Origin of the sequence: Synechococcus sp. CC9311 (genome assembly GCF_000014585.1) — a bacterium.
Lineage (GTDB): Bacteria > Cyanobacteriota > Cyanobacteriia > PCC-6307 > Cyanobiaceae > Synechococcus_C.
Genome location: NC_008319.1, coordinates 1,177,637 through 1,202,630 on the forward strand (window position 1 = coordinate 1,177,637; position 24,994 = coordinate 1,202,630).

General features: G+C 52.9%; 26 protein-coding genes. 11 read left to right on the forward strand and 15 right to left on the reverse strand.

What is annotated here, in order from left to right; genetic code table 11:
* Positions 1–25 precede the first annotated feature (25 nt).
* A complete protein-coding gene (locus tag SYNC_RS06005; protein WP_041426507.1) occupies positions 26–811 on the reverse strand; it encodes a hypothetical protein in 786 nt (261 codons plus the stop codon).
* 37 nt (positions 812–848) lie between these two features.
* On the opposite strand from SYNC_RS06005, the gene SYNC_RS06010 reads away from it, so the two are divergent.
* From SYNC_RS06010 to SYNC_RS06030, 5 genes are all read left to right on the forward strand, one after another.
* The gene (locus SYNC_RS06010) at positions 849–1,571 is read left to right on the forward strand and encodes a membrane protein (protein ID WP_011619223.1); all 723 of its coding nucleotides are present in this window, start codon (positions 849–851) and stop codon (positions 1,569–1,571) included.
* A gap of 4 nt (positions 1,572–1,575) precedes the next feature.
* A complete protein-coding gene (locus SYNC_RS06015) occupies positions 1,576–1,917 on the forward strand; it encodes a DUF6464 family protein (protein ID WP_011619224.1) in 342 nt (113 codons plus the stop codon).
* Positions 1,918–2,030: 113 nt separating this feature from the next.
* Positions 2,031–2,399 carry a hypothetical protein gene (locus SYNC_RS06020; RefSeq protein ID WP_237699289.1) on the forward strand — a complete coding sequence of 123 codons (369 nt, stop codon included), beginning with the start codon at positions 2,031–2,033 and terminating at the stop codon, positions 2,397–2,399.
* A gap of 137 nt (positions 2,400–2,536) precedes the next feature.
* Positions 2,537–2,749, forward strand: coding sequence for a hypothetical protein (locus tag SYNC_RS06025; protein WP_011619227.1), 213 nt, complete (start codon positions 2,537–2,539; stop codon positions 2,747–2,749).
* Positions 2,750–2,781: 32 nt separating this feature from the next.
* Positions 2,782–4,062: a DEAD/DEAH box helicase gene (locus SYNC_RS06030; protein WP_011619228.1), complete on the forward strand. Its 1,281-nt coding sequence runs from the start codon at positions 2,782–2,784 to the stop codon at positions 4,060–4,062.
* A 10-nt stretch (positions 4,063–4,072) separates the two neighbouring features.
* Here SYNC_RS06030 and fmt read toward each other — a convergent pair whose 3' ends face one another.
* From fmt to SYNC_RS06085, 11 genes are all read right to left on the reverse strand, one after another.
* Positions 4,073–5,101, reverse strand: coding sequence for a methionyl-tRNA formyltransferase (gene fmt, locus SYNC_RS06035; protein ID WP_011619229.1), 1,029 nt, complete (start codon positions 5,099–5,101; stop codon positions 4,073–4,075).
* A gap of 10 nt (positions 5,102–5,111) precedes the next feature.
* Entirely contained in the window at positions 5,112–6,479 is a 1,368-nt protein-coding gene (locus SYNC_RS06040) for a TldD/PmbA family protein (protein WP_041426509.1), read from the reverse strand.
* Between the two features lie 2 nt (positions 6,480–6,481).
* On the reverse strand, positions 6,482–7,927 hold the full coding sequence (locus tag SYNC_RS06045) for a TldD/PmbA family protein (RefSeq protein WP_011619231.1): 1,446 nt from the start codon (positions 7,925–7,927) through the stop codon (positions 6,482–6,484).
* Between the two features lie 79 nt (positions 7,928–8,006).
* The gene (acsF, locus tag SYNC_RS06050; RefSeq protein ID WP_041426510.1) at positions 8,007–9,092 is read right to left on the reverse strand and encodes a magnesium-protoporphyrin IX monomethyl ester (oxidative) cyclase; all 1,086 of its coding nucleotides are present in this window, start codon (positions 9,090–9,092) and stop codon (positions 8,007–8,009) included.
* Between the two features lie 74 nt (positions 9,093–9,166).
* Entirely contained in the window at positions 9,167–9,604 is a 438-nt protein-coding gene (locus SYNC_RS06055) for a DUF2996 domain-containing protein (protein WP_041426511.1), read from the reverse strand.
* Between the two features lie 45 nt (positions 9,605–9,649).
* On the reverse strand, positions 9,650–10,204 hold the full coding sequence (locus SYNC_RS06060; protein ID WP_237699290.1) for a hypothetical protein: 555 nt from the start codon (positions 10,202–10,204) through the stop codon (positions 9,650–9,652).
* Positions 10,183–10,803, reverse strand: coding sequence for a flavin prenyltransferase UbiX (locus tag SYNC_RS06065; protein ID WP_011619236.1), 621 nt, complete (start codon positions 10,801–10,803; stop codon positions 10,183–10,185). The genes SYNC_RS06060 and SYNC_RS06065 overlap by 22 nt, the downstream gene beginning before the upstream one ends.
* 13 nt (positions 10,804–10,816) lie before the next feature.
* A complete protein-coding gene (locus tag SYNC_RS06070; protein ID WP_011619237.1) occupies positions 10,817–13,198 on the reverse strand; it encodes an RNB domain-containing ribonuclease in 2,382 nt (793 codons plus the stop codon).
* Between the two features lie 126 nt (positions 13,199–13,324).
* Positions 13,325–13,630 carry a TMEM165/GDT1 family protein gene (locus tag SYNC_RS06075; RefSeq protein ID WP_011619238.1) on the reverse strand — a complete coding sequence of 102 codons (306 nt, stop codon included), beginning with the start codon at positions 13,628–13,630 and terminating at the stop codon, positions 13,325–13,327.
* 7 nt (positions 13,631–13,637) lie between these two features.
* Positions 13,638–13,967 (reverse strand): TMEM165/GDT1 family protein, encoded by a 330-nt coding sequence (locus SYNC_RS06080; RefSeq protein WP_011619239.1) that lies wholly within the window; start codon positions 13,965–13,967, stop codon positions 13,638–13,640.
* On the reverse strand, positions 13,960–14,334 hold the full coding sequence (locus SYNC_RS06085; protein WP_011619240.1) for a YkgJ family cysteine cluster protein: 375 nt from the start codon (positions 14,332–14,334) through the stop codon (positions 13,960–13,962). The genes SYNC_RS06080 and SYNC_RS06085 overlap by 8 nt, the downstream gene beginning before the upstream one ends.
* 118 nt (positions 14,335–14,452) lie before the next feature.
* Here SYNC_RS06085 and psb30 point away from each other — a divergent pair, with 118 nt between their 5' ends.
* The gene (psb30, locus tag SYNC_RS06090) at positions 14,453–14,560 is read left to right on the forward strand and encodes a photosystem II reaction center protein Ycf12/Psb30 (RefSeq protein WP_038013133.1); all 108 of its coding nucleotides are present in this window, start codon (positions 14,453–14,455) and stop codon (positions 14,558–14,560) included.
* On the opposite strand, the gene SYNC_RS06095 is transcribed toward psb30, so the two are convergent.
* Both SYNC_RS06095 and recJ read right to left on the reverse strand, forming a co-directional pair.
* Positions 14,539–15,903, reverse strand: a complete 1,365-nt coding sequence (locus SYNC_RS06095) for a chloride channel protein (RefSeq protein ID WP_041426513.1) — start codon at positions 15,901–15,903, stop codon at positions 14,539–14,541. The two genes, psb30 and SYNC_RS06095, sit on opposite strands and share 22 nt — an antisense overlap.
* Complete coding sequence (recJ, locus tag SYNC_RS06100) at positions 15,900–17,795, reverse strand: single-stranded-DNA-specific exonuclease RecJ (RefSeq protein ID WP_011619243.1); 1,896 nt, start codon at positions 17,793–17,795, stop codon at positions 15,900–15,902. Before recJ ends, SYNC_RS06095 begins: the two co-directional genes overlap by 4 nt.
* Positions 17,796–17,856: 61 nt before the next feature.
* Between recJ and SYNC_RS06105 the strand changes: the two genes are divergently transcribed.
* From SYNC_RS06105 to SYNC_RS06115, 3 genes are read left to right on the forward strand one after another with little or no spacing between them, the layout of a single operon-like run.
* Positions 17,857–18,621, forward strand: coding sequence for an HAD-IA family hydrolase (locus SYNC_RS06105; protein ID WP_011619244.1), 765 nt, complete (start codon positions 17,857–17,859; stop codon positions 18,619–18,621).
* On the forward strand, positions 18,621–18,956 hold the full coding sequence (locus tag SYNC_RS06110) for a DUF565 domain-containing protein (protein WP_011619245.1): 336 nt from the start codon (positions 18,621–18,623) through the stop codon (positions 18,954–18,956). The genes SYNC_RS06105 and SYNC_RS06110 overlap by 1 nt, the downstream gene beginning before the upstream one ends.
* Positions 18,946–19,902, forward strand: coding sequence for a kinase (locus tag SYNC_RS06115; protein ID WP_237699291.1), 957 nt, complete (start codon positions 18,946–18,948; stop codon positions 19,900–19,902). Before SYNC_RS06110 ends, SYNC_RS06115 begins: the two co-directional genes overlap by 11 nt.
* A 2-nt stretch (positions 19,903–19,904) precedes the next feature.
* Here SYNC_RS06115 and rpmF read toward each other — a convergent pair whose 3' ends face one another.
* Positions 19,905–20,075 carry a 50S ribosomal protein L32 gene (gene rpmF, locus SYNC_RS06120; RefSeq protein ID WP_011619247.1) on the reverse strand — a complete coding sequence of 57 codons (171 nt, stop codon included), beginning with the start codon at positions 20,073–20,075 and terminating at the stop codon, positions 19,905–19,907.
* Between the two features lie 87 nt (positions 20,076–20,162).
* Here rpmF and ftsH point away from each other — a divergent pair, with 87 nt between their 5' ends.
* Positions 20,163–22,025, forward strand: coding sequence for an ATP-dependent zinc metalloprotease FtsH (gene ftsH / locus SYNC_RS06125; RefSeq protein WP_011619248.1), 1,863 nt, complete (start codon positions 20,163–20,165; stop codon positions 22,023–22,025).
* Positions 22,026–22,039: 14 nt separating this feature from the next.
* On the forward strand, positions 22,040–24,844 hold the full coding sequence (locus SYNC_RS06130; protein WP_011619249.1) for a UPF0182 family protein: 2,805 nt from the start codon (positions 22,040–22,042) through the stop codon (positions 24,842–24,844).
* Positions 24,845–24,994: the final 150 nt, after the last annotated feature.

Genomic DNA, 24,994 nt, shown 5'->3' on the forward strand with positions numbered 1-24,994 from the left:
TGAAAAGACTGATTTTGATTTAATTCTATTTTGGCATATTGTTTATCAGCTGCTCCTCTAGAAGCATGTTGAATTCAAACAGTTGTTCGTCGCTAAGTTGTTGTCTCGATGTTGCTCCAAGTTTCTTCTGCAGGAACTGTTTTGCGGTTTCTTGATCCCATTGCAGTGTTGTCAGCATTTCATCGCCTTGAGTGATTAAGTCGCTTCTGCGTAGAGGAGTCGCTGCTGACTCGGCGTCAGCCCCATCGTCAAAGCTTTTCAGCTTATTGAGATAAGAAACAAGGTCGCTATACCTCGTTAACTTGTGCCTGCTCCCATGGCCATACGCTCGCTCTAGATACCTGGACTCATGTTCACGGGTCCAGCTAATGCGCTTGAGTTGTAGATCGATCGCTGTGAGTTCTTCGCTCCAATCCTCTGGGTCTGTGGGTGCTTCGCTCGGCTCCGTATTGGATTCCGTGAGCTGTTCGTTGGTTGGAGCGGATATTGGAAAAGCTGGCATGGCAGGCTTGATTGGCTTGGATTCACTGCTGTCAGGTTCCTTGTTGTCAGATTTGCTGGCCGGTTTTGGTTGTTGAGCCTCGGGTTCTGGTTGTTTTTTGTTGGCAGCTTGCAGGGTTCGTTTTGGCTCATTCCTTTGATTTTGTCTCAGGTGACGTTCCTCTAACCGCTGTCTCGCTCTGTCTTCTGCTTCCTCAGCATCGGCAGCTTCTCCTAGTGAGCTTCCAAGCTCTTGTTCGCCATCAAAGCCGCTGACACGCACTACACATCGGTTGCTATCGATGTGGCAAATCTCCACCTTTGTTTTCATGCCTCTGGAGGGGGGTAACCATTTCTAAGCTGTTGCGATGGATTCAGCTGCCCTATCTTCACTGACGCCTCTTCTTGATGGTGTTGATCAATGGGCTGAGCTGCTGCCCCTCCTTCCAGTGCTCGTGGCCTTGGAACTGGTTCTTTCCGCTGACAATGCGATTGCTTTAGCGGCTGTAGCTCGAAAGCAAAACGACCCCATTAAGGAAAAAAAAGCGCTGGACCTTGGAATTGCGATTGCTTTTTTTCTCAGGGTTGCTCTGATTTTATTGGCTCAGTGGGTGTTGGCTTTCAAGCCATTGCAACTCATTGCTGGTTTTTATTTGCTGTGGCTATTCCTATCCCATATCTGGGTCAAGCCATCAGGCTCTCAAGATCGGTCCGGGTCTTCAGAGCATCCACCATCAACCTCCTTCACGCGAACGATCGTTGCCTTGGCCCTAACGGATCTAGCTTTTTCTGTTGATAGTGTTGCTGCTGCTGTAGCGATTAGTGATCAACTTATTCTGGTGATTACTGGGGCTTTTATTGGTGTTGTTGCTTTACGATTTACCTCGGGATTGTTTATTCGTTGGCTTCAAATTTATACTCGCTTGGAAACAGCCGGATATCTTGCGGTCGCTTTGGTAGGAGTCAAACTTATTTTAACTCTGGCCTTGCCTGGCTTACAGCCACCCGAATGGTGGACCCTGTTAACTGTTGCTTTGCTCATGATTTGGGGCTTTTCCGAGCGCAAAGAGACGTTGGGACACGAAGTTTGATCCAATGCTTGTTGAAATGCGTCAGTCAGTCACTCAGATTCTGCTCGACCGCTTTGAGTTGAGTGATCCTCCAATGCCCGGCCAATGGTTTTTTCATCAACAAACCAGTTATCTTGTCATGCAAAGAAGGCATCGGTATAAGTTGCTTTCAGGTCATTATGAACTCTCTTCTATTGTTTTACTTGTTAAGCCACAAAAACAGCCTGCTGACGCACAATTTGTTGGTCATGGTTGGGTAATCGGAGATGCTGATTGCCGATTTAATGCCTTGACCCCTTTGCTTCGTTGTGCCGTTCTCCCTGATGGACCATGTGATCGTTGTGTTCACCGGGAAGAACGTCTATGACTTCTCTTAGATGGCATGCTGCCGTTCTCCTAAAGGGGCACGGTGTTGCTTCAGGTCAAGCTTCGGGCTCTGGTGCATCACGGAGGTCTCCCTATCCCAAGGGGACTATTGCGATGCAATCGCCCTTTTTTGCAGCCTTAGGCCTTGATCTTTCTCCTTATTGGCCTGGAACATTGAATTTGTCATTCTCTCCTTCTGAGCTACATCTTAGCCGTCCAGATTATTTATTTCGTGATGTGGAATGGACCCACTTGCATCCCCCTGAATCCTTTTCGTTTTGGAGGATTCGCTTGCGTTCTGTTGGCATTTACGATTTTAATGTTCCGGGTTTGGTTTATTGGCCACATCCAGAAACAAAGGTAAGACATTGGCAAAGTCGATCTACTCTGGAAATTTTAGCTCCTTACGTTGAACATCTCTCATTGGGGCAAATATTTGAGCTTGGGGTTAATTCTGCTGCGATTCAGGTTTTAAATTCCTAGTGTAGGTCTTGGTTTGTGGTGCATTATTTGCGATTTTGCGGGCCGCTATTCCCATTGGCTTCATTTATCGTTGGTTGATTTCTGTTTTCATAAGCAATACTCTTTCTCTGGTGCTACTTCTTGTTGTTTGAATCACGATGACTAATGCTGAACGCATTAAAACTCGTTCTGTGCTTCTTGAATTTCTGAAATTCAGGGTGTTAGCGGCGGGACAGGAGTTTTTTGATGGCACTGGCATGGAACAGCGTCGTCAGTGGTTGGCTTCGGTCCACCCGCAAGCACTTGCCCTGTCGGATGAGGACCTAGAGCAGATTTGGAATCAAGCTCGTTCGCTTTACACGGAATGTTGAAGGTGTGGATTTAGGCTGAATCTTTCGCCCTATTGGCCATTTCCCCTTCCCCTGTCCCGTCGGAGTCCGCAACCTCTGGTTTTGATTCCCTTGGTTTGAGTCAGCCGCTGCTGAAGGCTTTGCAGGAGAAGGGATACACCGCTCCGTCGCCGATTCAATTGCAGGCCATCCCCGCTGTGATTTCTGGGCGGGATGTGATGGCTGCTGCGCAAACAGGAACAGGTAAAACGGCAGGGTTCACGCTCCCGATGTTGGAACGTCTCAACCATGGAGCACGTCCAGGGCGTTTACAGATACGGGCTTTGGTCCTGACCCCGACTCGAGAGCTGGCCGCACAGGTGTTGGCAAGTGTTCGCGAGTACAGCAAGTATCTCCAGCTCACTAGTGATGTGGTGTTTGGTGGTGTGAAGATCAACCCTCAAATTCAGCGTCTGCAGAAGGGCGTTGATGTGTTGGTTGCCACTCCAGGTCGCTTGCTAGATCTGCTCCAACAGGGTGCTGTGCGGTTCGATCGGGTTGAGTTTTTGGTGCTTGATGAAGCCGATCGAATGTTGGATATGGGCTTTATTCATGACATCCGGCGGGTGATTTCTCGTCTTCCTGATCGTCGTCAGACCTTGATGTTTTCGGCCACATTTAGTGCGCCAATTCGGAAATTAGCGACAGGGTTGCTTGACCATCCTGTGCAAATTCAGGTCGCCCCTGCCAACCAAACTGTGCGATCTGTGGAGCAGGTTGTTCATCCTTGCGATATGGCCCGCAAAGTTGATCTTTTGAGTCATCTCATTCGCAGCGGTGAGTGGCTTCAGGTGTTGGTGTTCTCCCGGACAAAACACGGTGCGAATCGCGTCGTGGATCGTCTCAGCCAGCAAGGTCTGTTAGCGGCAGCAATCCATGGAAATAAAAGCCAAGGTGCACGAACACGGGCTTTGCAAGGATTCAAGGATGGATCGGTGCGCGTTCTTGTTGCCACAGATATTGCTGCTCGAGGGATTGATATTCAGCAGCTCCCTCATGTGGTGAATCTCGATCTCCCGAATGTTGCCGAAGACTATGTGCATCGCATCGGACGCACGGGTCGTGCAGGAGAAACCGGCCATGCCATCTCTCTTGTTGCTGCTGAAGAGGCATTGCTTTTGAAGGCGATTGAGCGCCTCACAGGTGAGTCCTTGCGTCGGGAAAATGTTCCTGGGTTTGAACCCACCGTTCTGAGTGCTCCTCCCCTCGACCTAAGCGGTGGACGCGGTCGCCGCTCAGGTGGTTCGTCGCGCAGCCGCAAAGACACTCGTAGCACGAGGACGTATCGTCGCTAACGCGCATGCGTTACGAAAACGTACCGAATTGCTGTTCGGCAGCAGCGTTTAGTTGTTGAATAAGTGAGTCGCCATCGCTCCGCCCTTTCCCTTCCAGCTGTGCGGCTCGAACCAGGATCGGACAGCCACTCGTGCTCACGACGACCCCGAGCCCCTTCACAGATTCCAACACTGTTCCCGGAGGATGACCTCCTGTGGGCCAGCGTCCGATGAGGGGATGTACTTCGGCGGGGAGCTCCTCTCTAAGTCGATCGATGAGGGGTTCGCAATGGAGGAGTTTGAGGCGTTTGTCGTTCCAAAGCGTGACTGCATTGGGATAGAGCGCCATCACTTTGCGATGAATGTTGAGTGCCGAGGCTGACCAGTCGATCTGGTGGTCTTGTTTGGTGAGCATGCGTGCGTAACTGGCGTCTCCAGAGCGATCGGACTGGTTCATCACCTTGAGGCGTGCCCTGCGTTCGGGCTCGGATCCTTGTCCTGCTGATTCAATCAATGGCATCGCTTCCACCATGAGTTCAGCGGTGAGAACGCTCATGCGTTCGGCCAGAGTGTGGCCGTTATCCAATAAACCAATCGGTAGGTTTCGCTCAATCAGAACAGGTCCGGTGTCGAGTCCCTCTTCCATGGCCATGACGCCCACACCCGTTTCGGGGTCTCCTTCAAGAATTGACCACTGAATCGGTCCAGCTCCTCTCCATCGGGGAAGTAGGGATCCATGTCCGTTCCAGCACCCCAGCGGCGGTTGGTTCAGCACATTTTTTGGCAAGATTTGCCCAAACGCCACCACCACAGACAGGTCAGGTTGGAGCTCAGCGAGTTGTTGTTGGCAGGTTTCGTCTTGCTTGATGCGCTCCGGGGTGAAAACCCTTAACCCCATTTTGATGGCTTTGGCTTTCACAGCGGATGGGACCAAAGTCTTGCCACGCCCTCGGCGTCGATCTGGTTGGGTTACCACTCCCACAATCGTGTGGCCAGCCTGATGCAGTGCCATCAGCGTTGGCACTGCATAGTCGGGAGTTCCCCAGAACAAAATGTTCATTGAGAGGAGCTCAGGCTTCGCCTGTAATTGCTAGACCATCCACCCAAACATGGGGTGAAACGCCTTGATGGGTCACCACTTCATTGGGTTCTAAGTGCACGATCCCTTTCAAAACATCTCGGATGTCTCCAGCAATCGTGGCTGCTTCCACTGAGATGCGCTCACCATCCTTCACGAGCCAGCCATCAAACGGAAGTGAAAAGGCTCCTTGGCTGGCCTTTACGCCGGCATGAAGTGCATTCAAGCCTTCGATCAACACGAAAGTATCCCGCGTATTGCGGTGGTCGAGATGCTCCACGGGACGACTAGACCCTTCGCTTGAACTCACTTCAAACCAATCGGGTCCCACGGAAACCTTGGCTCCCAGGCCGGCGTGACCGGTGGGTTGAACACCAAACTGACGAGCCGTGGCTTCGGAATGAAGCAGATTCTCCAATGTGCCGTTGCCAATCAAACAGAGACGTTTGGTTGGTGTCCCTTCACCATCAAAGGCAGCTGCTCCCACGTGATCGGGATGCAAACCGTTGTCGTGCAAATTGAAAAACGGAACGGCGATCTGTTGACCTAGCGATTCCTTACTGCTCAAGCTGACGCCATCCAAAATGGATCGGGCATTCATCATGCTGCTGAAAGCACCGAGCAGATCAAGGAATGCCTCTGGGGTGAAACAGACCAAATAGCGACCTGTATCGATCGGTTGGTAATTGAGATGGCTGATCGTGCGTTCGGCTGCTTCGCTGATGCAGCCACTAAGGTCAAGATCAGCACTTCCAAGCGCTACGCGAACAGCACCGCCGCTGCGTGGCTTTCTTCCATTTTCCTCTGCACGGGCGTACAGGTAGAGGCTGGCCTGAGTGCGTTGCATGTGGCGTAGCGCCCCCTCGCTGTTGAGGTAGATCCGCTCGCTATTGCCCTCGTTCAAGCCGTTGTAGGGGACGGTTGCGATTGCAGGGTGCTTGGCAAGCAGCTCGCCTTCTACATCTTTCAGCGTGCTGAGCAATGTCTGAATGCTCTGAGAGGGTTTGAGAGGCCGATCCAGCTCTGGGATCGGTGCTGTTGCCAGTGGCGAAAAGCCTGGGATGTCTTCTGCGTTGCCAAACGAACTGGCCTGATAGGCACCATCGAGGGCTTTTTCGAGGCCACCTGGTGAGAGATCAGAGGTGCTGGTCACACCAACCAATCCTTGCTCATTCCATACTCGGACAGTGATGGAGCTGCGTTGGGCTGCCTTCATTTGCTTGGCCTCACCCCGATCCACTTGGACCGAAGCATTCATTCCTCGACTGGCTCCAAGGTCCCACTGACGGATTCCGCTTCTGGTCGCTAAAGCATGGAGCTGGTCCCGCAGCTCTTCCACATTGAGAGGTGTATGGGTCATGGTCAGCGGCCTCCCACCGTGATCGAATCAACCTTGATGTGGGGTTGCCCCACCGTGACAAAAATGCTGCCGCTCACCGATCCGCAGTATCCAGCCGCTAAATCGAGATCGTTGGCGCACATGGAAATCCTTGGCATGACTTCCTTGGCTTCACCGATCAGGGTGGCTCCCTTCACAGGGCGGCCTAATTGGCCATTTTCAATGATGTAACCCTCTTCCACCGAGAAATTGAATTGTCCGGTTGGTCCCACACTTCCACCGCCCATGGACTTGCAATACAAGCCACGATCAACCGATTGGATCAGGTCATCGGTGCTGTGGGGGCCTGCAGCGATATAGGTGTTGCGCATACGACTCGCAGCAGCAAAGCCATGGTTTTGTCGCCTGCCGCTTCCGGTCCGCGCATGACCGGTGCGCAGTTCACCAGCACGATCACTCAAAAATCCTTTTAAGACGCCATCCTCAATGAGCACCGTCCGCTGTGATTCCATCCCCTCATCGTCCATGGAGAGGGAACCAAAGGCGCCTGTGCTGAGGCCTTCATCAATGGCTGTCACAGCAGGGTTGGCAATCGTTTTTCCAACTTGATCGGCAAACGGGGTTGTGCCGCGTTCCACCTGGGTGGTTTCAAGCAGATGGCCGCAGGCTTCGTGGAAAATGACACCACCAAAACGATTGGCGAGGACTACGGGCATCTGTCCTCCATCCACGTAATCGGCATGGAGCATGGTTGCAGCACTGCTGCACACTTCGTTGGCCGCTGCATCCACATCCCATTCCCGTAAATCATCCGGGCGATCGCTAGAACCAAAGCGTCGTGCGATGTTTGCGCGATGCTCACCATCTGCAGCTAACACACTGAGGCCACTGGACTGATGCAGGCGAATGTCGCGGGCATAAGTTCCATCACTGGCAGCAACAAGGACCTCTTGCCAATCGCGTGAAAAGCTGCCACGACGGACTTCAAGGTGCTGTCCGAGATGATCGAGTCGAGCTGTTCCTTCTAACAGTCGTTGTGTGATTTCACTGAGCTCAGGCGACTGAGCGAGCCAGGCGTCCTTATTGGCTCCAAAATCTTTGAGCTGACGGAGTCCTTCAAACCCTCGTTGATGTTGGAGGGTGTTGTGCTCCAATTCGAGCATGGCCAAGGCTTGGTCAAGGGCTTGGGCTAAGCCGGATTCACTGAGATCGTTCGTGCTAACGAAACCGTCTCGATGTCCGAGGAATACGCGGATGCCAGCCCCCATCCCAAAGGATGGAGACACACTGGTAATGCGTTCCTGTTCAGCAAGAACTCCAAGGTGATCCGTGCGTTCTAGGAACACTTCAACTAGATCAGCTCCAGCCCGGACACCTGTCTGAAGAAGCGTTTCCAGGCGATCTTTCCAGGGTGTGTGGCCCGGATCCAGATTGAAGGTCTGGTTAAGAGCGGGATGGGTTTCGACCAAGCCCCTCGTCTGCGTCAACCTTGATTATGGAGAATCGCGGTGGTAATTGGTGACAGAGGCTCTGGTTGATTGCCAGTTCTCAACGAACGCTTGGGTGGTAACGATCGCTGCGGATCGGTGCCATTAGAAAAAGGGATGCCATTTGAGCTCCGTTGGCCACCCAATGGGGAAGTTTGCGCAGCAGTTTGATGGGGGCAGGGGCTTGCGTGGCATCCACTGCGCTGAGCGCAGCGTTGTTGTTCACCAAGCGTTCGAGACCGTTGTAAAAGCGAGGATTCTTGACATCGAGGACCACTGGAAACACTCGTGCAGTGTTTTCATTCGTCTTGTCGATAACCAAGCGGTCATATTCCCGAGCATCCAGACCTAGGGCTTCGTAAAACTCCTTGCGTGCCACATCTCGCACATACATGGTGGCGAACACCGCGAGAAGAAAGAAACGACACCAAAGTCGAGCGCGTAATCCCCGCACTGTCTCTGGCTGGGCTTTCATCAATGCATCAAAGAAATCACCGTGGCGATTTTCGTCTTGACACCAATTCTCGAAGAAGTTGAAGATCGGGAAAATTTTACTGTCTGGATTTTGCTCAAGATGGCGGAAAATGGTGATGTAGCGCCAGTAACCAATTTTTTCAGACAGATATGTGGCGTAAAAAATAAATTTTGGTTTGAAAAATGTATAGCTCTTACTGGATGTTAAGAAGCCAAGATCCAGCTGCAGACCAAAATCGCTCATCGACTTGTTGAGGAAGCCTGCGTGCCGCGCCTCATCACGGGCCATATGCGAGAAGCATTCGGCGAGTAGGGGGTTTTTGGTTTTGATCCGACGGCTGAGTTCTTTGTAAAGCAAAAACCCGGAAAACTCAGACGTGCAACTTTGTTCTAGAAATTCAACGAATACTTTGCGGGTCTCGGGGTCGAGCTGATCTGCTGCTCCATCAAATTCGCCATTGCGCACAAAGTGATGACGGTTGTAATCCTTTCGAAACTCTTCGCAGATTGCCTCTAGCTCTGCCTCATTTGGACGCAGATCCATCGCGGCCATCGCCTCGAAATCTGTCGTGTAAAAACGAGGAGTCAGGATCGTGTCCTTCGCCGGGTCTTTCGTCGTTACGTTGGACCCTGGTACTGCTGTGGCTTCCGTAACGGCTGTTGGAGGCACCATCGGTTGCGTCAGTCACTACAACCCATCGTAGGTTGCCCTCTGGTAACCCACAGCCCAGTGTTACGAGCTTTCAGTTAATTCCCACCCAGCCATTTCTGGCCATTCAGACGCTGCAGCAACCGAGACTGGAGAAGGGCCAGGTTGATGCGCTTCTCATCGATCAAAAAGGACTCCAACAGGCTCGGCTCCGTTCCGGATTCCGCGAGCGCAATGGTTTTACCGGATGTGATCGAATCCGATTCAAAACAGACCCAGAACCGCCGATCGCCAGGTAACTCTCCGGCGACCATCCAGCATTGGCCTCCCACAACAGGACGATCACCTTCGATGAGATCGATCGAAGCGGTGATCTGATGATTGCTGCTAAGTGCTTTGCTGAGGGAGGGGATGAGATCGTCCTTAATGAACGCCTGAAAGGGTTTGTCCTCCAGCTTGGGCTTCGGAGCAGGTTTCGCTGCAGGCTTTGCTGCTGGTTTGGCTGCAGCTTTGGGTGTTTCGGGAGTTTCGCTCACCGGATTTTGATTGCTGGGCGAACTGTAGACAGCCCAGTGCTTTGTCTACCAATCATCGCCAATCTGTTGATTCCAATCATCGGGATCAGCCCCTGCTGTTCCCTCTGCGTCGGCCGCAGATGAATGGGCACGTTGTTCCCTTGGCTGAATTGGGCTGCTGTCCTTGCCTTGGGTTGGTGTTGCGTTGGCTTGATTGCCTCGATGCACCACCCTGAAGGGAACGGAGACGGTTGGAGCTGGATCGCGCACGTCACGTTCAGGCCAGGGGGTGGGTTGAGCTTGTCTTGCCTGATGGGGTTGCTCACGAGGCAATGGCTCTTGAACATCGGGCCCAGTTACCGGCCGTCGAACCTCTCGCCGTAGGACAGGTCTCGAGGTCACCATGGCCAATCCACCCACAGCGCTGACGCCCGATCCCAACACCGTTGCGACGGCGATCCAGGCTCCAATAGGCAATGGGGGTAACCTCCAAGTGAGCACCCGTAACGATGACGCTTGTCCGAGATTGAGTGATGCAATCAACAGCATCAACACCACCGGACTCAGACAGGGAATCAGCAGCAAGCGTTGAAAGGCTGTCATGGCTGGCGACCCTGCCAACGTTTCAGAGGGCTTAACTCCTCACCAAGGGAATCAAAGAGTCTCACCACTAAGAAATCCACCATTTCGCTGAGATTTTGGGGCTGGCTATACCAGGCCGGAATGGGTGGAGCAATTCTTGCTCCTGCTTCAGCCAGAGTTGTGAGGTTGCGGAGATGAATCAGGCTCCATGGCATTTCTCTAGGTGCCAGTACAAGGGGTCGTCCTTCCTTGAGATGAACATCAGCACAACGTTCGAGCAGATCACTGGCTACTCCGGCCGCAATACGCCCCACGGTGCCCATCGAACAAGGAACAATCACCATGCCGCGGGTTGCCACACTTCCACTAGCAATCGTTGCTGCTTGATCTCCCCAGCGATGGCAAATTAATGATCCTGTTTGAACATTCAGCCGTGATCTCCAAAAGCGTTCCTGAAGCTCAGGATCGACGGGGACCTGGATGGATTGTTCGGCGAGCCAAACCTCATGCGCCCCACGACTCATGATCAGGTGAACACTGCGTTCCTTCTGAAGCAAAAGTTGTAAGGCTCGCTCAGCAAGCGGTTGGGCTGAGGCGCCGCTTACCCCAAGGACATAAGGACGATCAGGGTGCTCCATGAAGGACACGCCCCTAACCCTCACTCACGGCTACAGGCATTGGGGTCTCTTCCTGTTCGTCTTCCGGGGAAAGCACAATGTCTAGATCGATCTGATTGCGCAGAACGTCCACCTTGGTTACACGCACTGTGACGGGATCTCCAAGTTTGTAAACGCGGCGATTACGACGACCCACAAGTCGGTTTTGGCGAGAACGGTATTCGTACCAATCGTCGTTCAAGGAGCTGACATGCACCAGTCCCTCCACCATGGAGGGGGCAATTTCCACGAAGAACCCATAACTTTGAACGCCGCTGATCACACCTTGTTGCTCGTGATCGAGCATCGGTTCGGCGCTTCGTGCTTGCGCCATCGCAATCACATCTCTAGAAAGCTCCGCTTGTTGGCGACGCCGAGAATTGAGACGTTGAAGTTTGCGTTCCTGGAGGAGTTCCTGCAATCGTTGTTGGAGAGACCCACTGAAGAGCGGCCAGGTCAGCGTTGAAGCGGCACCTTTGCTGCCCAAATTGACCGTTTCTTTTTGGCGAACGCTTGGACGATCTTTGCCGTCGTTGAGAAGCTGACATAACACCTGTTGGTTCAATAAATCGGCGTAATGCAGGGTGGGACAGCACCAAGGAGCGAATAACGGAGTTGATCCATCCTGAGCAGGAGGAGACATCGCATCAATGTCTGCTGAAGTGTCGAGCTCTTCATGATCTTTTTTGGTCTCAGTCGCTGATGCCTCGTTTTCACTGGCGAGTGCTATTTGCTTGGCTTTCGATTGGATCAGGCGGAACTGGCAATCTGGGAGGGTCTGTCGCAGCTGCAGGTTGAGCACCCGTCTGGATGGACTTGTAATTAAGGCTTGCGCGAGTTCGGACGCCGAAGTGGTGCCCTCTTCATCCAGGGAGATCGGCAGCTCTAGGGCAATGGCTGCTTTCGCGACGTCATTCAGGGATCCACTCTCGGGATCATTGGCTTGAAGCACCAGGGCTGGAAGATTGAAATCCAGGCAATGCTGAGTCCAAGTTGAATGCGCTGCTCGTAGGAACGTAGCCAAGATTGAGAAGGGATCCTCTTCCCTCAGGGGTTCAATCCACTGACGATTGCCACCATCTGGTTCGGTGGCTCGCAGGTCTCCCAGCGTTTCCAAATCGGGGGTTGGAAGATCCAATTCGATTTGGCCTTGTCTTAACTCTGCGGCGTGAAGAGCTTTGGCGCAAAAGATCAGTGTCTCGAGTTGTCCGATGTGATCTTTGATTGATTTCAGTGCTGCTGGGATGGCTCGAGAACGGGGCTTGCGCCCTGCCAAAGCCGTTAAAGCTTGCGAGGTCACTTCAGCGACAGGCCGAATTTGTGTCAAACAGAATTCCCAGTCCCGAGCTTCGCCTTCAGAGTCAATATCGATGCGAACACTCACTGCAGCTTGTGTTTCTCCAACGTTGAACGCTGCCGCTTTGGAGAGGTTCGGACTCAGCAGTGGAATCCACTTATTGCCCAAACAAAGAGCTTCGCTTTGCTCGCACAACCATTGATCAAGACTGTTGCCGGGGTTCACTCGTTCAGCGACAGCAGGAGCGTGAATCCATAGCTGAGTTCCACCTTCATGGGGGATGACATGGGCTGCAGGTAGGTGGGGAGCACCATCAATCACCCAGTTGTTCAGGAGTAAACACGGCTGATCGGTGAGGTCTTTGCGTCGTTTCTCGACGGGAGCCTTAATCGTTGTTCTTGGTGCAGTTGCTCTGTTGTGTAAGTGGGCCTTAGTGAGTAAGAGATCGCGATCAGCATCGACACCACCGTTGAGTGGCAGCGAACGGGCCACATGACCCCGGGCTGGGTGTTGAGCGATCGGGTATCGATCGAGCTGCACTTCAACCACTGATGTGGCGGGTCCCTCGAGTTGATAGTTGCTATCTCCCTCCGGTAACTCGATGGAGGCGAGAACACGGTCATCGAGGGGAACGGCGAGCAGTCGCTCATCCTGTTGTTCCACTTGAGCCAGAAGGCTTGTGGTGGCTCTCTGCAAAATGCATTGCACCCCTCCTTCTGGAGATCGACGGCGGCCTGCATCACGGATGATGCGTACCAACACGCGATCACCATTCCAAGCGTGATTCAGCTGATGGTCACGGATATAGACGTCTTCACCGCCGTCATCACGAATGGCAAAACAGAATCCTTTGCTGCTGCAGCGCAAACGGGCTTCAATCAACCCAATGTCGTCACCTCGGGAGACTGAACTCTCCTCTTCAAGGCTCAGCACACCAAGTCGATCAAGTCCCTTCAGCGCAATGCCGAGTGATTGTTTGTCGGCTCGATTGGTTAATCGGAGAATCTTTTCGAGCTTGCTGATCTCAACGGAACCGTCATGGGGGACCTGGTCGAGAAGGTCGGCGACCGTGAATTTCATCGGAGCATGCAAGAAACCGGCCTTCAGGACCGGGAGTTGAATCAAAACTGCTGCACTCGAGGAGTTGTAGTGCAAACAGTGAATGACATCCCAACTCTAATCGCCCGACTGTGCGCGATTCCTTCCTTAGTCCTCGGCCTGGGTGGATCCAAATCCGGCTTGGAGCATGGGCATTAGCAAGCGGCCACCGATCACTAGAAACCCAGTCGAAGCAATCAGTTGAAGCCAGTCGGCAGGAATCACAGCTGATAAAGATCCTCCCGCTACAGCGCCAATCAAGCTCGCGAGTACTAAAGCGCTGGATGATCCGAGAAACACCGCTAAGGGTCGATTGGATGTGCCGCTAATAGCCACTGTTGCTAATTGGGTTTTATCACCGAGCTCTGCCAAGAACACGGTGACAAAAGTGGAAATGAGAAGGGTGAAGTCCATAACAGTTTCAGAGTGATTGGGTCTCCATCAGTGACTTCAAGGCCTGACTGCCCAGCCACAAACCCAGTCCCACCATCAGCAAACCTGCCATTTGTTCCAGACGTTCTGGGGGAAGGATTGTGGAGAGCCAGCGTCCCACCAGAACTCCTACCAGGCTTGAACAGATCAATGCCAGCGCGGCCCCGATAAACACCAACCATGGTTCGCCGGATTGGGCGGATAGAAGGAGGGTGGCTAATTGGGTTTTATCACCCAATTCAGCTAGAAAAACGGTGGTGAAGGTGCTCAGCAGAATGGTGTTGAATCCAAGCTTGTTGTCGCTACCTGCTTCAGTCATCGGAATTCTGAGGTGAGCGGATCAACCGCTCGAACTTACGCAGTTCGAGGCTTCTTCCGCCATGAACCGAGCGAATTTGCTGTCGACAGCAATCAATGGCGAAGGCATTGACCTCCTCCGCTGGCACTGCAAATAAATCGGCTAAACCGCTCACCCGGCAAAAGTCAGGTCTGTCCTCATAAATTCTGCAGCGTCGGCCTCCCTGGTCGAAATGTCGACACCATCCGTCTTTCCCCACCATTCCTAGGTAGATCGTTTGCTGCTCGTCCGATAGCGCTTCAAGCGCTTCAGGTCGTTCCGCCGGAGCAAGCCTGCAACAAGCACCGCATTGACTCAGGCAGGACCAGTGAAGGGGAGGGCGGCTCATGGTTCAATTTGGATGGTGCTGTGACAAGGCATCACAGTGATACCTCTCTTTAAAGGCAATGCGGTGGAACGCCCCGTACCCTTTTGGAGGCATCATGCTGATCAACTGCTTTCCTCCCATGGGATTTGATATCCACCTGATTGCAAATTTTGGGGCCCTCGCTCTGATCACGCTTGCTGGCCCAGCTGTGATCTTTATCCTCTTTTACAGGCGCGGAGCTCTCTGAAGCTTTGCGAGTGCGTGATACACCGGTGTTCTGGAGACAAGCCGCCCGGTGTAAGCGGCGATTACGGCCGTGAGACAAGCTCCTGCAAATAACTGTTGATCGCCCACCAGTCGCCAGGAAAAAATGAGGGAGACCAGCGGCAGTTGGGTTGCTCCAGCCAGTCCTGCTGCTAATCCAAGTCCCACACCCACTTGGGTGCTGAATCCAATCACCGCACAGATGCTGTAACCGAGCACGGCACCGAAGGTGAGAGCTGGATCGATCAATCCTCCTGGGACTCCTGGTGCCAGGGCGAGCATGGGGCCAATCACCCGGACCACCGTGATCCAAATGCTCACGAGACCAGAGTGGACATCACTGTGATCTGCCCCCAATTCTGGTAAGCCTCGTTCAAGCAGTTGCTTCACGAGTGCTTCACCGTCCGCAGTGCTAGTTCCCCAGCTCAACAGGGCAAGCACACTGAGTGCGGCGCCAAGCCATAGGCCGGTGCGCAGTGGACGTTGCCGCACCATTGGAGCTAAACGCGATGTGGTCCACACCAGACCACGGTTAAAGAATCCACCGACAAGACCAGCGGCGATTCCGATCGGAACGGCCAGCAAGAGTTGTTCACTTTCGGGTGCAAACACATTGATGAGCCCCAATCCAAAGATGGGCTCCCCTCCAAGGTTCGAAAAACCAGCCGCAGCGATGCACACCAGCAAAGCTGGCCAGATCGTGAGGATTGAATATTCAGCTGTGAGCTCCTCAAGCATGAAGACAACGCCAAGCAGGGGAGTGTTGAAGCCGCCGGCTAGGCCAGCACCTCCGCCAATGGCAACCATCTGTCGTTCGGTAAGAGCCGGCATCCAATTGGGCCAACGTTTCTGACAGGCGCGTGCCACAGCAGAGCCAAATTGCACCACCGGGCCTTCCCGTCCCAGAGGAAACATGGCTGCTGTCGCCACCGACCACAGGATTCCTCTGTGCACAGTGCTCCCTGCTTCCATCGCACTGGGCATCAACGATGGATCTCCCAGGGCGTTCATCGTTGATGGAATTCCTGATCCAGCTCCTCCACGCCACGGTCCTCGCTGAAGAATCAACAGGATTGGCATCACCAGCAAAGGAGCGAAAACAATCAGCAGACCGATGGAGGTCCAGGGGTTTTCGCCGGTTGTTGGCAGGAACTGGAACTGCCACTCCTGAATGCGATCAACAAGATTCAGTGGGAGGCAAGCCAGCCCGATCAAGACGCCAACAACCAGCAAGCCAATGAAGTGGCGGCCAAGTCGAGTGATCTCGTTGAAAACCGACGCTGTGCCCCGGAACCGTGAGCTGGTGGATTTGAGTTCAGAAGTCATGGCAGGAGGCCGAGGCCAATGCAAGCGTCTTGAATGAGGTCAGCAACGTAAGGGTGTCTTGCCCTGTTGTCTTCACTTTCGAAAACTCCATTGCTGTTGACCGATCCAGACAGTCGCTCTCCAGAGGGGTTCCGAATCTCTACGGTTGAGGCGGAGGGGCTCGAGCAGCGATAAACCCCAAGGCCGCGGTGGAGATCTAAGCAGGCGTGATGTTCTCTTAGAGCTTGGATTTCGAGCTGCAGTTTTGCTTCTCCTTGCCAGCGGTTGAGGCTGATTCGAAACGCAACATCCACGATGGCTGGCAGTGGTTGAGTTTGTTGCCAGCGCCAAGCAATGGCTTCTCTCTCACAGTTGTCTTGCACCAAGGTGAGTTTCAGGTGACCGCCACGGAGCAATCGTTGTGATGTCACCTTGCAACCTCTCGACCAAAACAGTGGCGCTGGATGGCCGATCCCAAAGGGTTCAAGAGAGAGCAACGCAGACCAGAGTTCGTGATTGATCGCAGTGAGTGATAAAAGTGCTTCTGGTTCCACCAGAATTCCCTCTCCGCGCGTTTGGATCCAGGACAGAGCTAAGGCATTCAGCTCCTCATGTAGGCGATGCACTTGCGCGGCCTTTACCGTAAATCCTCCTGCGGCTGGGTGGCCGCCATGGCGTTCAAGAAGGTCTGTGCAGTGGTCGAGTGCTTTGTCGACGGCGAATCCTTCGGGAGCCCGTACAGAGGCTCGCATCAGACCATCGCCATCAGCAGCCAGCAAGGCGGTTGGGCGTTGAAATCGGTCCATCAGACGTGCTGCAACGATGCCAATCACGCCGTGATGCCAGTGGCCTTGTGCGAGAAGTAGAAAGGGTGGTAAAGGATCACGGTCAGACTCCAATAAGGCCAATGCTTCGGCCTCAATGGCATCGCACAGCTCCCGCCGCTGTCGGTTGAGACTGTCGCATTGACGACCCAGCTCAATGGCGCTGTTTTGGTCGTCAGCGGTGAGCAAATCCACTACCAACTGGGGATCGCCGATCCGCCCTACCGCGTTAATTCTGGGGGCCAGTTGAAAACCGATGTCATCGGCGCGCAGGGGACGATCGCCGAGTCCTGCGAGTTGTTGTAAGGCGCGCACCCCCGGACAGTTACTTCGATGGAGATGAAGCAACCCTTCTCGCAGGAGAGTCCTATTGGCGCCTGTCAGCGGTGCCATATCGGCCACCGTGCCAATGCAAAACAAATCACGAGCACTGGCGATGGCGGCTGGTTGGCGCATGCGTTCTGCGAGTTCTCGCGCGACGACATAGGCGAGCCCAACGCCTGCTAACCCGCGATAGGGAGAGTGGTCCGGCGTGGTGGCCGGATGAATCAAAGCGAGAGCTTTGGGGCGTGTCTTTGGGAGCGTGTGGTGATCGGTCAGTACCACCTCCATGCCCAAATCTTCAGCTCTGCTCAGGGCCTCGTGAGCAGCCACTCCGTTGTCGACAGTGACAATCAGGCGCACTCCAGCGTCGTGGAGCTCATTCACCATCGAACAGTTCAAGCCGTAGCCATCAGCCATGCGGCTTGGAATCGCTGCCTGGGGTTCCGCCCCCAAGGTACGCAAGGTGCGCAGCAACAACGCTGTGCTGGTCATGCCATCGGCGTCGTAGTCGCCACAGATCGCAACGCGCTCTGCCTTCAAACAAGCCTGATGCAAACGTTGGACGGCTTTTTCCAATTCAGGGAAGTGGCCACCAGGCTTTGGTAGGGCTGAATCATTCAGAAGTGCATTCACTTGAGCCGGCTCTGTCAGACCACGGCGGAACAGCAGTGCACGGAGGGGCAAAGGGAGTGGAACCGAATCCAAAGCAGTGAGGTCTATTCCTCTTGGTAGTTGCCATTGCTGAACGGACACGGCAGACGGCAACGGGCCAGCGCTTAAGAAGCCTGCATTGTGCTCGGTCCTTCAAGCTGTTGCCATGAATTGCATGGCCGTCATGCCTGTCTTGAAAACCGTGTTCTGGGATGTGGATGGCACCCTGGCGGACACTGAAATGGATGGGCATCGACCAGCCTTCAACCGAGCTTTTGCGGAACAGGGTTTGAATTGGACCTGGGACCCAGAGACCTACAAGCGCTTGCTCAGCATTCCTGGTGGAAGCCTACGGATGAAAACCTTTGCGCAGCAGCAGGGTGAGGTCTTGAGTGATGCGCAGTTTGCTCAGCTGCGTGTTTCCAAACAACGTCACTATCTCGATGGAGTGCGTGCCGGAGCCGTGTCTCTTCGCCCAGGCGTAGCAAGAGTGCTTCGTGAGCTTCAGGAAAGTGCGATTGCTCAATGGATTGTGACCAGTAGCGGCGGGCCCTCTGTCTCCGCGCTTTTAGGCACTTTGTTTCCTGGCGGAGACCATCCGTTTGCTGGGGTGATAAGTGCAGATGATGTATCAAGGCATAAGCCCCGTCCTGAGCCCTATCTGAAAGCGCTCGAATGCAGCAACACCGATCCGGATTCAGCTTTGGCGTTTGAGGATTCAACCCCGGGCCTTCTTTCTGCCAAAACGGCTGGCCTGCGTTGTCTCTTGATGCCTTCCCCATGGGATAAGGAGCTCCATCGTTATCAGGCTCAAGCCGTGGCGGTGCTGGATCATCTTGGGAGTACCCAGGTTCCATGCACTGTTTCGAGCGGCCCCCCTTGTGTGGATGGGCTTGTCACGCTGGAGTACTTGCAGATGCTTCTCGTCTTACCAGATTGATGACGACCCATCTCACTCGCTATGAACGGTTTCAGCGCCGGATTGGTGTTCAACTCACACGAGCGCTAACCGGATCTTGGCGTCGCCGCAGCCTTGGTGTTCTCTCCCTTCTGCTGGGGTTCCTTTTGGGCAGCAACTTCACCATGTATTGGTTTCAAAAGATCGGCCAACGCCCAGTAGTCGTTTTCTTGATGGTGGTTGTGATCGAGCTGTTGATTCGAGCACGGACCTATGTCAAGCAAGAACCTTGGCCGATTGGGTGGCTAGCCCTCGACAACATCCGTATTGGTTGCGTGTTTTCAGTCGTTTTTGAGGCCTTCAAGCTTGGCTCCTGACCCTTTGCAAATGGCTCCCAAAGGGTTTCCTTTGCTCCTTGAATCTTTGGGTTGGTCAGATCCTGATCTCTGGTGGAGTCATTGGCAGCAACGTGGAGGTTTTCAGCTTGCCCGTTGCGTCTGGCCCGCGGAAGTAAACGATGAATGGCTGCTCGGAGTGGCCTTGCCATTGCTTTCGCAGGCCGAGTCTCTCTTGAACATTGGTGGACGTCCTCTGCTCGGATTAAGTGCTCTCCCTGGATGCGGAAAAACCACCCTTTGCGATTGGCTTGTGCAAGCCAGCTCCGAGTTGGGGTGGTCGATCGCTTTCCTTTCAATCGATGATTTTTATTGGCCTGGACCAGAGCTTGATCGACGGATGGCAGGAAATCCCTGGGGAGTGCCCAGGGCAATTCCGGGTAGTCACGATCTGGAGCTGATGGCCACAGCGCTTGATCAGTGGCGAGAGACGGGGGTGTTGTATGCCCCTCGCTTTGATAAATCGCTCCGTCAAGGTCGAGGGGATCGCAGTGAATGGGTTCGCTCCACTCCTGATTTGGTTGTTCTGGAGGGATGGTTCGTCGGCGTTCTTGTTCCCGATCAGGTACCTGCAGAGCAGATCTCTTCGCTTGAAAACTCCCATTCGCTTGAGCTGACAAGGGAAGAACTGGTGTATCGCGAACAGCTCATTCGGCTTGTACCTGACTACGCACCTCTCTGGCACCGAATCGATAAGCTTTGGCACCTCAAAGCTCAAAGCGGCACATCAAGCCGGCTTTGGAAGCGACAGCAAGTGGACACCCAAACCAAGACAACCGGGGTTGTCGTGCCTCAATCGGCTCTTCAAAACTTTGTTCGGATGATTGAAACTGCATTTCCAGTTTCGTGGCTGCAAGATCTGCATCTATCCAACGTTGTGATTGATCTCACGAACCAACGCGCTGTTCGTGAGATCACCTTGAAATAAATTCAGTCCTCGCTGTCATCAGCAACCGGATACACAAAACCTTGAGCGCGACCACTCAGCACTGATTTGCCGATTGACATGGCACGTTGTGCAGCAGTGGCTGCTTTTGCCTTCCAAACAGCATGCCTTTGATTGCGCTTGCTCTTAGAGGTTTTCTTCTTCGGTACAGCCATTGCAGCCGGAACTCTTCCAAACGCCCATAATCTACTTTCGAGAGTCCGCTCGTCAAATCGCTACTCTTAATAGATCGCAGGAACGGTGTGAGTTCAGGTCAGGAAGATCGTGAAATCATCGTCTCCCAGGCATCTGGGAGCGATTCCAAGGAAAGGTCCACCAATCCTTTTGCTCGTTTTAAATCGGATCCACCTCCGAGCTACAGCGAGTTATTGACGCAAATTTCAGAGGGAAAGGTCAAAGATCTGCAATTGGTTCCAGCGCGTCGTGAAGTGATCGTTGAATACGACGATGGCCGCAACGCCACCGTCGCCACGCTGGCGAATGATCAACAAATTTTGCGTACAGCTGAATCTGCTGGCGTACCCCTGTCGGTGAAAGATGTTCGTCAAGAACAAGCGTTGGCTGGGTTGGCAGGAAATTTGGCTTTGATCGCCTTGATTGTGATCGGTCTTTCCTTTCTTCTTCGTCGCTCAGCGCAGGTCGCTAATAAGGCCATGGGCTTTGGTCGCAGTCAGGCGCGAATCCGCCCCCAGGATGAAATTACCGTTCGTTTTGAGGACGTTGCCGGGATCAGCGAAGCCAAGGAGGAACTCCAGGAGGTTGTGACCTTCCTGAAGCAACCGGAGAGTTTTATCCGTCTTGGAGCCCGCATCCCTCGGGGTGTTCTGTTGGTGGGACCACCAGGAACGGGAAAAACTTTGCTTGCCAAAGCTATCGCTGGAGAGGCTGAAGTTCCGTTCTTCTCGATAGCGGCATCGGAGTTTGTTGAGCTTTTTGTGGGTGTTGGTGCCAGTCGCGTACGCGATCTGTTTCGCAAGGCCAAGGAAAAATCGCCTTGCATCATTTTTATTGATGAGATTGACGCTGTTGGCCGTCAACGCGGTGCAGGAATTGGGGGAGGAAATGATGAGCGCGAGCAGACCCTGAATCAGTTGCTGACTGAAATGGATGGCTTTGCGGATAATTCAGGTGTGATCCTGCTAGCGGCTACCAACAGAGCTGATGTACTCGACACAGCTTTGATGCGTCCAGGCCGTTTTGATCGTCGTATTCATGTCGACCTGCCTGATCGCAAAGGGCGTGAAGCGATTCTTGCGGTCCATGCCCGAAGTAGACCCCTCTCAGACGAAGTGTCTTTAGCTGATTGGGCCTTAAGAACACCAGGTTTTTCAGGTGCTGACTTGGCCAACCTCATTAATGAGGCCGCGATTCTTACGGCGCGGCATGAGCGTTCTTTTGTGGGGAGCTCAGAGTTAGAAATTGCGTTGGAACGCATCACGATGGGTTTATCGGCGTCTCCGCTCCAAGACAGTGCCAAGAAACGCTTGATTGCTTACCACGAAATTGGCCACGCCTTGGTTGCAGCCCACACGCCTCATGCCGATCCCGTGGACAAGGTGACCCTGCTTCCACGCAGCGGTGGTGTGGGCGGATTCACTCGATTCTTCCCTGATGAGGAGGTCATTGATTCCGGCCTTGTGAGCAAGGCTTATTTGCGGGCGCGCCTTGTGATGGCACTTGGTGGTCGTGCTGCAGAGATGGTTGTGTTTGGTCCTGGTGAAATCACTCAGGGAGCCAGCGGAGATCTGCAGATGGTGTCTCATCTCGCCAGAGAAATGGTGACTCGCTTTGGATTTTCTTCTCTAGGGCCCGTTGCCCTTGAAGGTAGTGATCAGGAGGTCTTTTTAGGCAGAGATTTAATCCATACCCGTCCTTCTTATGCAGAGAGCACAGGTAAAGCGATTGATGCTTGTGTTCGCCAGCTGGCAATTCAAGCTCTTAATGAGGCGATCGCCTTGTTGGAGCCGCGTCGGGAGGTGATGGACCGTCTTGTTGAGGCCTTGATTGCGGAAGAGACCCTATCGAGTTCGCGTTTTTATGATTTAGCCGGTCTTGATGAACCCCTCAGTCAATCCGTTCTGGCTGAAAAGCCAGCTGTGACTTGATTCGCTCTACTCCAGTGGCAAAGATCATCTGGACGATTGGGCGGTTTGGGCTCTTGTTGATCCCCTTGATTGTCATTATCTCCAGGCTGCAGGTTGAGTGGTACTGGTTCGATCAATTTGAACTCGGGTCTGTTTACGGCAAACGCTTACTCCTTCAATTAGGTGGGGCACTGTTTGCTTTTTTGTTTGTTGGTAGTTGTGCTCTTTGGCGTCAGTCTTGGCTGCGCCCGTCTGAATCCGAAAAAAATGAGCGAAGCCCTGTTCTAACGGGCTATCGCTATGGGTTCTGTCTCCTGGCGTGCCTCCTTGTCCTTCTCTCCGTTCTGGCCATTGACACGCGACTGGCTTGGCTCGCCTGGATCGAACCTTTTTCATTGTCGTACTGGTGGAGTCTGCCCTTTTCGACAGGTTGGCCGCTGCTGAGTTTGTCGATTCTGATGCTGACATTGATCATGTTCGGGCTCACTCGCAGTCGACGTTTAGGTCTCACCCAGGTTTATGGAAGTGTTTGTATTTGTTTGATCGTTGCGCGGAGCTGGGGACTCTGGAGTCTTGCTTTTTCGATTCCTAATCTCGGCCGCGTTGAACCTATGCTCGGGTCTGATGTGAGCTTTGGTTTAGGTCGTTTTTCTGCAATCGCGTTTGGCCTCGAGTTAGTGCTTTTGCAGCTTTCACTCACACTGAGTACAGCTTTATGGAGTCGATTAACACGCTCAACTTGCCTAAGTGATTGGGCTTTTCCAGGATTAACTGCGCGTCAGCGACATGGTTTGAGACCTGGGTTTGCCTTGGTGCTGATGAGCTTCTCAGGATTGATGTGGCTCTCAAGGCACCAGTTGCTTTGGACTCAGGATGGAATTGTTGCAGGTGCCGGTTGGCTCGATGTTCATCTGCTGCTTCCTCTGAGATCCCTTGGCTCGATTGCGCTGCTTGTGTTGGCGTTTGTTGTTTTGCCATCACCCTTTTCCAGTGTTCGACGCCGTCAGTTACGGCTGATTCTGGCCTTTATTGCTATCGCGTCCTTTGGCTTGGAGATGGTGCTCTTCCCTTTGATGCACTGGCTTGTGGTGCGTCCGCGGGAATTACAGCTCGAGCGCCCTTACATAAGTCGAGCGATAGAGGCTACCCGTCACGCTTATCAATTGGATGCAATTGAGACTGAGCCTTTTGATCCTTCGTCTCGATTGAGCCGCGAAGATCTTCGGGACGGTGCGAGTACCTTGCGCAATATCCGTTTGTGGGATAGTCAACCGCTTCTTGCGACCAATCGGCAGCTACAACAGCTCAGGGTTTACTACCGCTTTACCAATGCAGCGGTAGATCGCTATCAGTTGCGTCCTGAATTACTTGAACGCCAGCAGGTGATCCTTGCTGCTCGTGAACTCGACCAAGCAGCCCTCCCCAAGCGATCACGCACCTGGCAAAACCGTCATTTTGTCTTTACGCATGGCTTTGGATTCACGATGAGTCCAGTGAACTCAAGAGGAGCAGACGGACTACCTGATTATTTCATTAGCGATATCGGTAGTTCAGAGCGTATTAATGGTAATAAAGCTCTTGATATTAGTCGCGCTGATGTCAAAAAAAATGTACCAATTGGCCGGCCTGCATTGTATTTTGGAATGCTACCTTCTCCCTATGCCGTTGCTCCAACTCAAATTGAGGAGTTTGATCATCCAGAAGGCGACGTAAACACTTACAACCATTATTCAGGGAGAGCTGGCATTCCTCTGGCATCTTTTGGACAGCGGATTGCTGCATCGATTTATATCCGTGATCCAAGGTTGCTTAATACGGGCGTTTTGAAACCTGATTCACGTTTGTTGCTTCGACGAGACGTTAAAAAGCGTGTAAAGGCATTAGCACCATTTCTGCAGTTGAAAGGTGATCCCTATCTTGTTTCTGTTCCCATGGAGTCTGGTCTTGATCAGTATCATGACGATCAACATCAGTATTGGATTGTTGATGGATTCACCAGCTCCAATACCTATCCCTATGCCTCAACACTTCCAGACGGTAAGGAGATGCGATATTTGCGCAACTCGGTGAAGGCGATTGTTGATGCCTATAACGGAACTGTTCATCTTTATGTGAGTGAACCTGACGATCCGATGATTCGTGGTTGGCAGAAGGTGTTTCCTGAATTGTTCCAACCCTTGGAATCAATGCCCACTTCTTTGCGTCAGCATCTCATGGTTCCTAGTTCCATGTTTGAACTGCAGGTTCAACAATTGCTCCGTTATCACGTTACCGATCCTCGTATTTTTTATAGTGGTGATGATGTTTGGCAGGTTCCAAAAGAGCTATATGGAAAGACGCAGATTCCTGTTGCTCCATATCATATAACAGCACAATTGAAGCGAAGCTTAGACTCTGAATTCTTGCTTTTACAACCACTTACTCCGCTAGCACGTCCCAATCTCTCCGGTTGGTTGGCAGCCAGAAGTGATGCTGATCATTACGGAGAACTCGTTCTCCTGCGTTTTCCTAGTGATGTACCGATTTTTGGGCCTGAACAGATTCAGGCTTTGATTAATCAGAATCCTGAAATCAGTCAACAGTTTGGTCTCTGGGATCGCGCGGGTTCTCAAGTTGTGCAAGGCAACCTTTTGGTGGTGCCACTCGGGAATGCTCTTCTCTATGTGGAGCCGATTTATCTAAGAGCACGTCGTGGTGGCTTGCCAACCCTAACGCGCGTTGTTGTCAGCGATGGAAGTCGTGTGGCGATGGCGAATGATTTAAATACGGGTCTAGAAGCACTGCTTCAGGGAAGTGGATCGAAGGATGTTGTTGTTCAGGAGCTTGATCAGTCTTCATAGAGCTGGTCCTTTTCACAATGTTTTACCAGGCTTAAATAAAATAAAAAGCCTCCAAATAAGCAAAAGTGTGATAAATATGCTTGTATAAGTGCCTACTTGTGGTTATCTTTCAATTGCTTATTGGGGATGATCTAAGCCAATCACAAAGGC